The organism is Rugamonas rubra (assembly GCF_900114705.1).
GTDB lineage: Bacteria > Pseudomonadota > Gammaproteobacteria > Burkholderiales > Burkholderiaceae_D > Rugamonas > Rugamonas rubra.
Window position 1 is genome coordinate 1 of the sequence record NZ_FOTW01000051.1, and the last position, 13,905, is coordinate 13,905.

Annotated in this window: 11 protein-coding genes; 4 read left to right on the forward strand and 7 right to left on the reverse strand. The window is 65.6% G+C overall.

The genetic code is table 11. From position 1 onward, the window contains the following. The 6 genes from BM252_RS29155 to BM252_RS29180 all read right to left on the reverse strand — a co-directional run. A partial coding sequence (locus BM252_RS29155; protein ID WP_245774500.1) for an ABC transporter permease subunit occupies positions 1–884 on the reverse strand: 884 nt, incomplete at its 3' end. 8 nt (positions 885–892) lie between these two features. Continuing rightward, complete coding sequence (locus BM252_RS29160; protein WP_093391256.1) at positions 893–2,035, reverse strand: ABC transporter ATP-binding protein; 1,143 nt, start codon at positions 2,033–2,035, stop codon at positions 893–895. 84 nt (positions 2,036–2,119) lie between these two features. Further along, on the reverse strand, positions 2,120–3,217 hold the full coding sequence (locus BM252_RS29165) for a polyamine ABC transporter substrate-binding protein (RefSeq protein WP_093391266.1): 1,098 nt from the start codon (positions 3,215–3,217) through the stop codon (positions 2,120–2,122). Between the two features lie 339 nt (positions 3,218–3,556). Next, positions 3,557–5,011, reverse strand: coding sequence for an aspartate aminotransferase family protein (locus BM252_RS29170; protein ID WP_093391257.1), 1,455 nt, complete (start codon positions 5,009–5,011; stop codon positions 3,557–3,559). Positions 5,012–5,115: 104 nt separating this feature from the next. Next, a complete protein-coding gene (locus BM252_RS29175; protein ID WP_093391259.1) occupies positions 5,116–6,486 on the reverse strand; it encodes a glutamine synthetase family protein in 1,371 nt (456 codons plus the stop codon). A gap of 115 nt (positions 6,487–6,601) precedes the next feature. Then, positions 6,602–7,366, reverse strand: a complete 765-nt coding sequence (locus BM252_RS29180; RefSeq protein ID WP_093391260.1) for a gamma-glutamyl-gamma-aminobutyrate hydrolase family protein — start codon at positions 7,364–7,366, stop codon at positions 6,602–6,604. A 264-nt stretch (positions 7,367–7,630) separates the two neighbouring features. Here BM252_RS29180 and pdxR point away from each other — a divergent pair, with 264 nt between their 5' ends. The 4 genes from pdxR to gabD all read left to right on the forward strand — a co-directional run bounded on the left by pdxR (position 7,631) and on the right by gabD (position 13,171). Beyond that, positions 7,631–9,151 carry a MocR-like pyridoxine biosynthesis transcription factor PdxR gene (gene pdxR / locus BM252_RS29185; protein ID WP_093391262.1) on the forward strand — a complete coding sequence of 507 codons (1,521 nt, stop codon included), beginning with the start codon at positions 7,631–7,633 and terminating at the stop codon, positions 9,149–9,151. Next, the gene (locus tag BM252_RS29190; protein ID WP_093391263.1) at positions 9,151–10,323 is read left to right on the forward strand and encodes an MFS transporter; all 1,173 of its coding nucleotides are present in this window, start codon (positions 9,151–9,153) and stop codon (positions 10,321–10,323) included. Before pdxR ends, BM252_RS29190 begins: the two co-directional genes overlap by 1 nt. A gap of 84 nt (positions 10,324–10,407) precedes the next feature. Next, positions 10,408–11,694, forward strand: a complete 1,287-nt coding sequence (locus BM252_RS29195; RefSeq protein WP_174900722.1) for a 4-aminobutyrate--2-oxoglutarate transaminase — start codon at positions 10,408–10,410, stop codon at positions 11,692–11,694. Between the two features lie 22 nt (positions 11,695–11,716). Further along, positions 11,717–13,171: an NADP-dependent succinate-semialdehyde dehydrogenase gene (gabD, locus tag BM252_RS29200; protein WP_093391265.1), complete on the forward strand. Its 1,455-nt coding sequence runs from the start codon at positions 11,717–11,719 to the stop codon at positions 13,169–13,171. A gap of 149 nt (positions 13,172–13,320) precedes the next feature. Here gabD and BM252_RS29205 read toward each other — a convergent pair. After that, positions 13,321–13,905, reverse strand: a 585-nt coding sequence (locus BM252_RS29205; protein ID WP_093391269.1) for an ABC transporter permease subunit, incomplete at its 5' end; no start/stop codon positions are given.

Consider the following 13,905-nt stretch of genomic DNA (forward strand, 5'->3'; position numbering starts at 1 on the left):
TTGAAGATCGCCATCGGCACCAGGATCAGCAGGATCACCACCACCGTCACCGAGGAGGCCATCGGCCAGTCGTTATTGGTGAAGAACTCGTCCCACAGCACGTGGCCGATCATCAGCGTCTCCGGGCCGCCGAGCAGCTCGGGAATCACGTACTCGCCGACGGCCGGAATGAACACCAGCATGGAGCCGGCGATGATGCCGGACTTCGACAGCGGCACGGTGATGCGCCAGAAGGTTTGCAGCGGCGTGGCGCCCAGGTCGGCGGCAGCCTCGAGGAAGCGCACGTCCATCTTCACCAGGTTGGCGTACAGCGGCAGGATCATGAAGGGCAGATAGGCGTAGGTCATGCCGATCACCAGCGAGAACGGGGTGTTCATCATGTGCAGCGGCTCGTTGATGATGCCGACGCCAATCAACAGGTGGTTCAAAATCCCGTTGTTGGCCAGGATGCCCTTCCAGGCGTAGATGCGCAGCAGGAAGGAGGTCCAGAACGGCAGCATCACCATCATCATCAGCACCGGACGAATGGTCGGCCGCGAACGCGCCATGAAGTAGGCGAAGGGGTAGCCGATGGTCAGGCACAGCAAGGTGGTGATGGCGGCGTACTTGAGGGAGCTGAGGTAGGTCAGCACGTACAAGTCGTCCTGCAGGATGAACAGGTAGTTCGATATCTTGACCTTGAAGGTGATCACGCCGTCGACCAAGGTCATCAAGGTGCCGAAGGGGTTGCCGCCGGCGTCGGCCTCGGTGAAGCTGATGCGCGCGACGATCAGGAACGGCACCAGGAAGGCGCAGGCCAGCCACGCAAATGGCACGGCGATCACCAGCCGGCGGCCGGTGATCCAGCGCAGCTTGAGGAAATCCATGATGAATGATTTTTTCATGGCGGCGCTCAGCTGGTCAGGACCACGATGTCGGCGCCGTCCCACCAGGCGAACACGCGCTGGTCGCGGTTCAGCTGGGTGCTCTGGTGGCGCGCCGCGTTGGTGCGCGAGACGCGCAGCACCATGCCGCTGTCGAGCGTGACGTGGTAGCTGGTCTCGTTGCCGAAGTAGGCCATCGCGGTGATCACGCCGGAGGCGCAGTTGAAGCCCTGCTCGGCGGCGCTGGCGCGCTGGTCCAGGGTCGGCTCCTCCAGCTGGATGCAGATCTTCTCCGGCCGCACCGCCACCGCCACCTCCATGCCCATGGTGCCGGTGATGCCGTGGTTGACGTAGTGGCGCCCTTCCGGCGACTCGATGATGACGTGGTCCGGCTCGTCGACTTTGACGTGGCCCTTGAACAGATTGACGCTGCCGATGAAGTCGGCGACGAAGCGGCAGTTGGGCGTCTCGTAGATTTCCCCCGGCGCGCCGACCTGCAGGATGCGGCCCTCGCTCATCACCGCGATGCGGGTGGCCATGCTCATCGCCTCGTCCTGGTCGTGGGTGACCATCACGCAGGTGACGCCGACCTGCTCGATGATGTTGACCAGCTCCATCTGGGTGCGCTCGCGCAGCTTCTTGTCGAGCGCGCCGAGCGGCTCGTCGAGCAGCAGCAGCTTGGGGCGCTTGGCGAGACTACGCGCCAGCGCCACACGCTGCTGCTGCCCGCCGGAGAGCTGGTGCGGCTTGCGCTTGCCGTAGGCGGTCAGCTGGACCAGGGCCAGCATCTGCGTCACGCGCACCGCCACCTCGTCGGCCGGCAGGCCGTCGCGGCGCAGGCCGAAGGCGATGTTGTCCCATACCGAAAGATGCGGGAACAGCGCGTAGGACTGGAACATCATGTTGATCGGCCGCTGGTAGGGCGGCACGTTGACCATGTCCTTGCCGGCCAGGGTGATCTGGCCCTCGGTCGGCGTTTCGAAGCCGGCCAGCATGCGCAGCAGGGTCGACTTGCCGCAGCCGGAGCTGCCCAACAGGGCGAAGATTTCGCCCTTGTTGATGGTGACGGAAATGTCGTCCACGGCACGCACGCCGTCGAAGGCCTTGACCAGGTTGCGGATCAACAGAAAGGGTTGGCCGGCTTCGCTGGCCGGGCTTGTGGTTGTCGTCATAGTGGCACAGTAAAAAAGTAAGAAGAACGCAAAAACACATGCGGCGGCCCCGCCCGGCGCCTTGCCGGACGGGAGAACGGGCGCTTACAGTCCGGTTTTGAACTTGGTGTAGACGCGGGTCATGACGCGGCGGATGTCGGAGCTGTACGGCTCGGGCACGGTCATGCGCTTCTTGTCTTCGTCACTGAGGTAGATGGTCTTGTTCTCGGCCAGATCCTTGCGTACGTACTTGAGCGCGGCGGCGTTCGGATTGGCGTAGAAGACCTTGTTGGTCAAGCCGGCGTGCACCTCGGGCCGGGTGATGTAGTTGATCCACAGGTGGGCGTTGTTCGGGTGCGGCGCGTCGGTCGGAATGGCCATGGTGTCGAACAGCAGGGTGGCGCTGGTCTTCGGCACCAGCGCCTCGATCTTGTTGCCGTTCTTGGCGTCGATGGCGCGTTGGCGGGCGATGTTGATATCGCCGGACCAACCGAGCGACAGGCACAGCGAACCGTTGGCCAGGTCGTTGATGTAGCCGGAGGAGCTGAACAGCGTGATGTTGGAGCGCACCGATTGCAGCAGGCGGCCGGCGTCCTGGTAGTCGGAGGCGTTCTTCGAGTAGGCCGGCTTGCCGAGGTAAATCAGCGCCGCCGGCATGATTTCGGACGGCGAGTCGAGCACCGAGATGCCGCAGGATTTCAGCTTGGACGAGTACTTCGGATCGAACAGCAGGTCCCAGGCGTTGTCCGGCATCGGCATGCCGCCCAGCGTGGCCTTGACCTTGTCGACGTTGATGCCCAGCGTGGTGAAGCCCCACAGCCAGATCACCAGGTGCTTGTTGCCCGGGTCGAGCTTGGCGGCGATCAGCGATTGCAGTTGCGGATCGAGGTTGGCCAGGTTGGGGACTTTGCTCTTGTCGAGTTCACGCAGCAGGCCGCCGTCGATCTGCAAACGTGCCCAGTTGGAGGAAGGGACCACGATGTCGTAGCCGGTTTTGCCGGCGGCCAGTTTGGCGTGCAGCACCTCGTTGCTGTCGAACAGATCGTAGCGGACCTTGATGCCGGTTTCCTTCTCGAAGTTCTTGATGGTGTCTTCAGCGATGTAGTCCGACCAGTTGTAGATGTTGAGGACTTTTTCTTCTTGGGCGCGGGCGGGGGCGGAGAGGAGTGCGGCGGCTGCGGTGGCGGCGAGGATGGTGGACATGCTGCGTTTGATGGCGTTGGCGCAGTGTCGCTTGAATTGCGAGCGAGCTTGCGGCATATGCTTCGAGCTTGGATTCGGCATCATCATTCTTGTTTCTCCCTATCGATACTGTGTGAGTAAGTGCATCTAAATTGTGCGATATCTTTTATTCGACGTTACTTCTACATACCAGCAATAATCGTACCAATCCGTACCTAATCGAATCTGAATTCATCCTCCAACGCGATCTGCAATTTGTTTTGAAACGCGCGCCCGGATGGTCTCCAAAATCCATGTACACCGCGCTTCAAAACCCATACTAAACCCATCATTCGACGAGTGGAAAAATATTCTAAAGCCCTACAACCAGCCGCGTTCCTTGACGTCGGCATAGGTGAGGTCGAGGCAGTGGCGGATCAGCGCAACCATCTCGTCGATCTGCGCGCGCGTCATCACCAGCGGCGGCGCGATGATCATGCGGTCGCCGACAGCGCGCATGATCATGCCGTTGTTGAACATGTAGCCGCGGCAGATCATGCCGACCGCCAGCGCCGGATCGAACTCGACGTTGTCGTGCACCACGGCGGCCTTCGAACGCACCAGATTGAGGCCGGCGACGAAGCCGCAGCTGTCGGCGAAACCGACCAGCGGATGATCGGCCAGCGTGGCGAAGCGCTGCTTCAAATACGGGCCGGTGTCGTTGGCGACGCGCTCGACCAGCTTCTCTTCCTCGATGATGCGGATGTTTTCCAACGCGGCGGCGCAGGCCACCGGATGGCCTGAGTAGGTGAAGCCGTGGTTGAAGTCGCCGCCTTTTTCGATCAGCACATCGGCCACGCGATCACCCACCAGCACGCCGCCCAGCGGCACGTAGCCGGAGGTGACTCCTTTGGCGAAAGTGATCAGGTCCGGCTTGATGCCGAACAGCTCGGAGGCGAACCATTTGCCCAAGCGGCCGAAGCCGCAAATGACCTCGTCGGCGATCAGCAGCACGCCGTACTTGTCGCAGATGCGCTGGATCTCGGGCCAGTAACTGGCCGGCGGAATGATGACGCCGCCGGCGCCTTGCACCGGCTCGCCGATGAAGGCGGCGACTTTTTCCGGCCCCACTTCGAGAATTTTTTCTTCCAGCCAGGAGGCCGCCTTGATGCCGAACTCCTGCTCCGTCATGCCGCGACCGGACTCCAGATAGTTCGGCTGGCCGATGTGGACGATGCCGGGAATCGGCAGGCCGCCCTGCTCGTGCATGCCGCTCATGCCGCCCAGCGAAGCGCCGGCCACGGTGCTGCCGTGGTAGGCGTTGTGGCGGCTGATGATGGTGTGGCGCTCCTTGTAGCCGAGCAGGTCCCAGTAGCGGCGCACCATGCGCAGATTGGTGTCGTTGCCCTCCGAGCCGGAGCCGGTGAAGAAAACGTGCTTGAACTGCGGCGGCGAAATCTCGCACAGCTTGGTGGCCAACTGCACCGCCGGCAGGTTGGTGGTGTTGAAGAAGCTGTTGTAGAAGGGCAGAGTCTCCATCTGCCGATACACCGCCTCGGAGATGCTGGTGCGGCCGTAGCCGACGTTGACACACCACAGGCCCGACATCCCGTCGAGCACCTTCTTGCCCTGCGAATCCCACACGTAGATACCCTCGCCGCGCACCATCACGCGGGCGCCCTGCTCGCCCAGCGCCTTGGTGTCGGTGAAGGGATGCATGTAGTGGGCCGTGTCCATTTGCTGGATCGCGGCGGTGTCGAACAACTCGGGACGGGCGGCGGCGCTTTTTACCGACGCGACTAAGGCGGCGCTGGGCGCCAAGGGGTTTGCGGACATGATGATTCCTAGCTCAAAAAATCAATCGGTAAGTGGTGTCTCGTTCGGACTTCCAGCAACGGCGGGCGGTCTGCCGCAGAACGGCAGCCGCGCACGCCTTGGTCTTACACGTGCAGCAGCAAGTGTTCGCGTTCCCACGGGCTGATGACGGTCATGAACTCCTGGTGCTCCAGGTCCTTGATCGCCGAGTAGACGTCGATGAAGCGCTCGCCCAGAATGCTGCGCAGCTTGTCCTCGGCGCGCAGCGCCTGCAGCGCTTCCGGCAGGCCTTGCGGCAGTTCGAACTTCAGGTCGTAGGCGCTGCCCTCGGTGATCGGGGTCGGCTCCAGCGCCTCGACCATGCCGAGGTAGCCGCAGGCCAGCGTGACGGCCAGCGCCAGATACGGATTGGCGTCGGCGCCGATGATGCGGTTCTCGATGCGGCGGTCCTGCACGCCCGACTCGGGCACGCGGAAGCCGACGGTGCGGTTGTCCATGCCCCACTGGATGTTGATCGGCGCGGCGGTGTGGCGCACGATGCGGCGGTAGGAGTTCACATACGGCGCGACGATCGCCATCGCCGACGGCATGTAGCGCTGCAGGCCGCCGATGTAGTGCTTGAAGATCGGCGCGGCCGAACCGTCCGGCGCGCTGAAGATGTTCAGGCCGGTCTTGGCGTCGACCACGCTCTGGTGCACATGCATCGCCGAACCCGGCTCGCCGGCCATCGGCTTGGCCATGAAGGTGGCGTACATGTCGTGCTTGAGCGCCGCCTCGCGCAGCGTACGCTTGAAGAAGAACACCTTGTCGGCCAGGCCCAGCGGGTCGCCGTGCAGGAAGTTGATCTCCATCTGGCCGGCGCCGATCTCGTGGATCAGCGTGTCGACGTCGAGGTTCATCAGGTCGCAATAGTCGTAGATGTCCTCGAACAGCGGATCGAACTCGTTGACGGCGTCGATACTGTAGACCTGGCGGCTGGTCTCGGCGCGGCCGCTGCGGCCGATAGGCGGTTTCAAAGGCAGATCGGGGTCGGTGTTCTTGGCGGTCAGGTAGAACTCCAACTCGGGCGCCACCACCGGGCGCCAGCCCTTGTCGGCGTACAGCTTGAGCACGCGGCGCAGCACCGAGCGGGGGGCGAAGTCGACCAGGCGGCCGTCGGCGAAGTAGCAGTCGTGGATCACCTGCGCGGTCGGGTCGGTGGCCCAGGGCACCATGGTGATGGTGGTCGGGTCGGCCTTCAGGATCATGTCGCGGTCGGTGCTGGAAATGGCGCGGTCGTAGCCGCCGTCCTCGGTCGGGTAGTTGCCGGTCACGGTCATGCCCAACACCGCCTCGGGAATGCGCATGCCGCGCTCCTGGGTGAATTTGCCGCGCGGTAGAATTTTGCCGCGTGCGACACCGGTCAAGTCGGGCACCAGGCATTCAATCTCGGTGACGCGCTTCTCGTTCAGCCACAGGTCCATATCGGTGTAGGTAAAGTTTTCGCGGATAGCCATGCATCTCTCTCGTTTATCTTATTCTGACGCGCCGCCGGAGGCGATGCGCTTCTCACTTCTGTTCTATGCGGACAGCGGCACTAAGGAACCCGCCGCGCCCACTGCTCGTAGGTCTTCATGCGCCTCTCCCTGATTTGCTTTGATAATTCCGGCACGCTTGGCCGAATGCGAGGAACAACTTGATTGAGTCGGGGTTCTGCGCCAGCTGCCACTCAGGGTGCCATTGCACCGCCAGCGTGAAACCGGCCGCGTCGGCGACGCGGTAGGCTTCCACCAGGCCGTCGCCGGCGCGCGCCTCGACCGCCAAGCCGGGCGCCAGCGTGGCGATGCCCTGGCCGTGCAGCGAATTGACCATGATCTCGCCGGCACCGCCGAGGATGCGCGACAGCGCGCCGTCCGCTTCCAGCAGCACGCGGTGCGCGGCGGCGTACTGCTGCTCCAATGTGTGGTGTTTGTTTTCGCGGTGGTCGTGCATGCCGGCCACCGCGTGCACCGCCTGGTGCAGCGTGCCGCCCAGCGCCACGTTCACTTCCTGGAAGCCACGGCAGATCGCCAGCAGCGGCAGGCCGCGCTTGAGCGCCGCGCGGATCAGCGGCAGGGTGGTGGCGTCGCGCGCCGGGTCCTGCGGCAGGCTCGGGTCGAGCACGTCCTGGCCGTACAAGCCGGCGTGGACGTTGGACGGCGAGCCGGTCAGCATGATGCCGGCGGCGATGTCGAGCAACGCCTCCAGGTCGGTCGCCGCGCCCAGCGCCGGCACGATCAGCGGCATGCAGTGGGCGCCGCTGGCCACCGCGTCCACATACTTAAGCTGCGCGGTGTGGTAGGGATGGCTGCCGATCTGGTTGATGCAGGCGGGGACGAGGACGATTGGGCTAGGCATGATGTTCTTGTGTCAGTGTGGCTGTTTTGCGATCCATTGGGCTCTGGTGAACCTTGATTTCGCCGGGCGCCTAGGGCCACTCGGCGAGCTTTACATGAACGGGAACGACGACTGCTGATTTTCAACGCTGCTTCCACCACAGCTAACTTAGCATTTAACTTAACATTTTTTCCATTAAGCTTGAAACTTGATTCATCATAAGCCAGATTTGGTATCATAGTCAGTTCCACTTGTACCGTATCGATGGAACCACTTTCAAAAACTATGTCTCCCGCCTCCGATCTTCTCGCCCACACTTTGGCCCAGGCCGACTTCCATCCGCGCCTGCCGCAGCAGCGCCGCCTGTACGAGGCGGCGAAGGCGGCGATCCATCAACAGCAGCTCGGCGCGGGGAACAAACTGCCGTCCAGCCGTGATCTGGCGCGCGATCTGGGCATCGCCCGCAACACCGTGATCGCCGCCTTCGAGCAGCTGGCGGCCGAGGGTTATGTGACCAGCGCGCTGGGCAGCGGCACCTATGTGGCCGATTTGCAGGCGCATTCGGCCAGCATGCGCGGCGTTGGGTCCGCGCAACACTCGGCCAACACGGCGGCGCTGGCTACGGCCAAGGGCGGCGCCAGCGCGCCCTTGTCGCGCCGGGGCGAGGAGCTGACCGCCTTTGCCGCCGGGCCGCGCTACGAGATCCAACCGTTCGCGCCGGGCGACGCCGACTTCTCCTCCTTCCCCTTCAAGCTGTGGCAGCGGCTGCAAAACCGCATCTGGCGCGAGGCGCGCGCCGACCTGCTCGACTACGGCCAGTCCGGCGGCTACCTGCCGCTGCGCCAGGCCATCACCGAGTACCTGCGCATCTCGCGCTCGGTCAAGGTGTCGGTCGAACAGGTGATGATCACCGCCGGCACCCAGCAGTCGCTCGACCTGTGCGCCCAGCTGCTGGCCGACGTCGGCGACACCGCCTGGGTCGAGGACCCGTGCTACTGGGGCGCGCGCCGGGTGTTCCAGGCGCGCGACCTGACGCTGCACCCGATCACCGTCGATAGCGACGGCATGGCGCTGGACCAGGAGGACCTGGCCACCTCGCCCCGGCTGATCTACGTGACGCCGTCGCACCAATACCCGACCGGCGCGGTGATGAGCCTGGCGCGCCGGCGCGAACTGCTCGACGTCGCCGTGCGCAAGAACGCCTGGATACTGGAGGACGACTACGACAGCGAGTTCCGCTACACCGGCCGGCCGCTGGCCGCCCTGCAGGGGCTCGACACCGACGACCGCGTGCTCTACATGGGCACCTTCTCGAAGGTGCTCTACCCCGGCATCAAGGTCGGCTACCTGGTGGTGCCGCCGGCGCTGATCGCGCCGTTCAAGAGCGCGCTGTACGACCTGCAGCGGCCCGGCCAGCTGATGGTGCAGGCGGCGCTGGCCGACTTCATCGCGCTGGGCCACTTCACCACCCACATCCGCAAGATCCGCCAGACCTACGGCGCGCGGCGCGAGCTGCTGCGCCGCACGCTGGTGGCGCAACTGGGGCCGCAGCTGAGCCAGAGCGTGACCATCTCCAGCGAGGAGTCCGGCCTGCACCTGGTGGTCGAGCTGCCCGACCGGGTCGACGACGTGGCGCTGGAGAAGCTGGCGGCCGAGTCGGGCATCCAGGTCAAGGCGCTGTCGACCTACTACCTGGCGCCGCCGGTGCGCCGTGGCCTGCTGGTCGGCTACGCCTACGTCACGCCGGAGAAGGTGGTCTACTACGGCCGCCTGCTGGCCGCCGTGATCCAGTCGGGGGTGCGCTGATGAAGAGCATGCCGTGGAAGGACTTCTTCGCGCTGGCGATCAGCATCGGCGTGGTCGGCCTGGGCCTGGGCGCGACCACGCCGCTGACCGCGCTCACGCTGGACCAGCGCGGCGTGGGCACCGACATCGTCGGCCTGATCACCGCCGCCAGCGCCATCGGCATCCTCGCCTCGGCGCCCTTCGTGGCGCGGCTGGTGGCGCGCTTCGGGCCGCGCGGCGGCATGCTGTTGTCGGTGTGGGCGGCGGCGCTGTCCACCGCGCTGATGGAGCTCACCGACAACCTGACCTTGTGGGCGCTGCTGCGCTTTGTGTTCGGCGCGGCCATGGGGGTGCTGTTCACCATCGGCGAGGCCTGGGTCAACCGCCTCGCGCCGGGCAATTCGCGCGGCAAGGTGGTGGCCATGTACACCACCAGCTTCACGCTGTTCCAGCTGGTCGGGCCGGCGCTGGTGGCCGCCTTCGAAAGCAAAATCGACTGGCCCTTCGCCGCCTGCGGCGCCATGTTCCTGCTGGCCCTGCCCGGACTGGGCCTGATCTCCAACGCCGACACCGGCCACCAGGACGATCCCCACGTCGCCTGGCAGCTGGTGCTGCCGCGCATGCCGATGATCGTCGCCGGCGCCGCCTTCTTCGCCCTGTTCGACACGCTGGCCCTGAGCCTGTTGCCGCTGTACGCGCTGCGCCACGGCATTCCCACCGAGCTGGCGCTGCTGTCGGCCACCGTGGTGCTGGTGGGCGACACGGCGCTGCAGTTCCCGCTCGGCTGGCTGGCCGACCGTGTCGGCCGCGCCCGCGTGCACACCGGCTGCGGCGTGGTGGTCTGCCTGCTGCTGCCGGCGCTGCCCTTCGCGGCCGCCACGCCGTGGCTGTGGTGGACGCTGCTGCTGTTGCTGGGCGCGGCCGCCGGCGGCACCTATATGCTGGCCCTGGTGGCCTGCGGCGAGCGCTTCCACGGCCAGTCGCTGGTGGCCGCCAGCGCGGTGGTCAACGCCAGTTGGGGCATCACCAGCAGCGGCGGGCCGATGCTGACCGGGGTGCTGATGCAGACCGCCGGCATCAACGCGCTGCCGGCCGTGCTGTGGGTCGGCGGCGCGCTGTTTTTGGCCAGCGCCTGGTGGGAGCGGCGCAAGGGTTTCAACCTGCCGGCGAAGGAAGTGGACCCACCGATATGATGATTGTGGCCCTATTCATGGTTCCGTTGTGGGGTGTAGTATCAAAAACACTCCACGACCAACCTGCCGATACGGACCGCGACCATGACCATGACCAATACCGAACTCCAGCAACGTAAAGACGCCGCCACCCCGCGCGGCGTGGGTGTGATGTGCCAGTTCTACGCCGAGCGCGCGCTGAATGGCGAAATCTGGGACGTCGAGGGCCGCCGCTACATCGATTTCGCCGCCGGTATCGCCGTGCTCAACACCGGCCACCGCCATCCGAAGATCGTCGCCGCCATCGAGCAACAGCTGGGCAAGTTCACCCACACCTGCTACCAGGTGGTGCCCTACGCCAGCTACGTCGAACTGGCCGAGCGCATCAACCATCTCACGCCGGGCACGCACGCCAAGAAGACCGCCTTCTTCTCCAGCGGCGCCGAGGCGGTCGAGAACGCCATCAAGATCGCCCGCGCCGCCACCGGGCGCAGCGCGGTGATCGCCTTCTCCGGCGCCTTCCACGGCCGCACCATGATGGGCATGGCGCTGACCGGCAAGGTGGCGCCGTACAAGATCGGCTTCGGCCCCTTCCCCACCGAGGTCTACCACGCGCCCTTCCCCGTGCCGCTGCACGGCGTCGACACGGCCGACTCGCTGGCGGCCTTGCAGACGCTGTTCAAATGCGACGTCGACCCGCAGCGCGTCGCCGCCATCATCCTCGAACCGGTGCAGGGCGAGGGCGGCTTCTACGCCGCGCCGCAGGACTTCATGCGCGCCCTGCGCGCGCTGTGCGACCAGCACGGCATTCTGCTGATCGCCGACGAGATCCAGACCGGCTTCGCTCGCACCGGCAAGCTGTTCGCCATGCAGCACTACGACGTGCTGCCCGACCTGATGACCATCGCCAAAAGCCTGGCCGGCGGCATGCCGCTGTCGGCCGTCTGCGGCCGCGCCGAGATCATGGACGCGCCGGCCCCCGGCGGCCTGGGCGGCACCTACGCCGGCAACCCGCTGGCCATCGCGGCGGCGCTCGCGGTGATCGACATCATCGATGACGAACAGCTGTGCGCCCGCGCCTGCGTGCTGGGCGACCGGCTCAAGGAGCGTGTGCATGGTCTGCGCGGCGCCGTGCCGCAGATCGCCGAAGTGCGCGGCATGGGCGGCATGATCGCGGTAGAATTCACCAAGCCCGGAACGCACGAGGCGGACATGGCCTTCACCAAGCAGGTGCAAACGCTGGCGCTGCAACAGGGCCTGCTGCTGCTGACCTGCGGCGTGTACGGCAATGTGATCCGCTTCCTGTTCCCCCTGACGATCAGCGACGCGCTGATGGACGAGGCGCTGGCCATTTTGGAGTCGGCCATGCGCGCCGCCGCCGACAACATCTAGTCCACCCATTGAAGAGGTAGCCATGCTCAACCTGAAAGACCCATCGTTGCTGCGCCAGCAGTGCCATATCGACGGCAAGTGGCTCGACGCCGACGACGCCACTACGGTCGGCGTGACCAACCCGGCCACCGGCGCGACCATCGGCACCATTCCGCACATGGGTGCGGCCGAGACCAAGCGCGCCATCGAGGCGGCCAACGCGGCCTGGCCGGCCTGGCGCAAAAAGTCGGCCAAGGAGCGCGCCGCCATCCTGCGCAAGTGGAACGACCTGATGCTGGAAAACGCCGACGACCTGGCGCTGATCATGACCGCCGAGCAGGGCAAGCCGCTGGCCGAGGCCAAGGGCGAGATCGTCTACGCCGCCTCCTTCATCGAATGGTTCGCCGAAGAGGGCAAGCGGATCAGCGGCGACACCATGCAGTCGCCGTGGCCGGACCGCCGCATCGTCGTCACCAAGGAACCGATCGGCGTGTGCGCCGCCATCACGCCGTGGAACTTCCCCGCCGCGATGATCACCCGCAAGGTCGGCCCGGCGCTGGCCGCCGGCTGCCCGATCATCGTCAAACCGGCCGAGCTGACGCCGTTCTCGGCGCTGGCGCTGGCCGTGCTGGCCGAGCGGGCCGGCATGCCGGCCGGCGTGTTCAACGTGGTCACGGGATCGTCGCGCGCCATCGGCGGCGAGATGACCAGCAACCCCATCGTGCGCAAGCTGAGCTTCACCGGCTCGACCCAGGTGGGCCGTTTGCTGATGGAGCAGTGCGCGCCGACGATCAAGAAGCTGTCGCTGGAACTGGGCGGCAACGCGCCCTTCATCGTCTTCGACGACGCCGATTTGGACGCGGCGGTGGAAGGCGCCATCGCCTCCAAGTACCGCAACGCCGGCCAGACCTGCGTCTGCGCCAACCGCCTGTACGTGCAGGACGGCGTGTACGAGGCCTTCGCCGCCAAGCTGGTGGCGGCGGTGGCCAAGCTGAAGGTCGGCGATGGCCAGGAGCCGGGCGTGACGCAAGGCCCGCTGATCGAGGAGAAGGCGGTGTTGAAGGTGGAGGAGCACGTCGCCGACGCGCTGGCCAAGGGCGGCCGTCTGCTGGCCGGCGGCAAGCGCCACGCGCTGGGGCACAGCTTCTTCCAGCCGACCATCGTCGCCGACGTGACGTCGGACATGCTGGTGGCCCGCGAGGAGACCTTCGGCCCGCTGGCGCCGCTGTTCCGCTTCAAGACCGACGACGAGGTGCTGGCCATGGCCAACGACACCGAATTCGGCCTGGCCGCCTACTTCTACTCGCGCGACATCGGCCGCATCTGGCGCGTGGCGGAGGGGCTGGAGAGCGGCATGGTGGGCGTGAACACGGGCTTGATTTCGAACGAGATCGCGCCGTTTGGCGGGGTCAAGCAGTCGGGCCTGGGACGCGAGGGTTCCAAGTACGGCATCGAGGACTACCTGGTCATCAAGTACATCTGCATGGGTGGGATTTAGGGTCAGACCCTAGGGTCTGACCCTGCTTCGGCGGCGCGCACCAGCGGGGTCAGTGCCGACATTCGGACATTCACGCGGTGAATGTCCGAATGTCGGCACTGACCCCGCTGACTGCTGACCCCGCTGACTGACCCCGCTGACCCCGCCTGCTAGTCGCCCTTGGCGGCGGCCTGCACCTGCTTTTGGCGCAGCCGCTCGGCGCGCGCCATCCACAGACTCGAGGCGATCACCGCCATCGATACGGCCAGGATCGTCAGCGCGGCGACGGCGTTGACGCGCGGGTCCAGACCCAGGCGGGCGCGCGAGAAAATCACGATCGGCATCGTCGACGAGCCGGGGCCGGACAGGAAGGCCGACAGCACCACGTCGTCCAGCGACAAGGTGAACGTCAGCAGCCAGGCCGAGGCCAAGGCCTGCGTGATGTTGGGCAGCGTGACCAGGAAGAACACCTGGTGCGGCTTGCAGCCCAGGTCCATCGCCGCCTCTTCCAGCGACTTGCTCATCTCCTGCAAACGCGACTGCACCACCACCGCCGCGTAGGCCATGCCGAGCAGCGTATGCCCCAGCCAGATGGTCATCATGCCGCGCTCGGGGAAGCCGAACACCTTCTGCACCGACACCAGCATCAGCAGCAGCGACAGGCCGATGATCACCTCCGGCATCACCAGCGGCGCGCTGACCATGCCCGAGAACAGCGTGCGGCCGAAGAAGCGCTGGTAGCGGTTCAAGGTGAA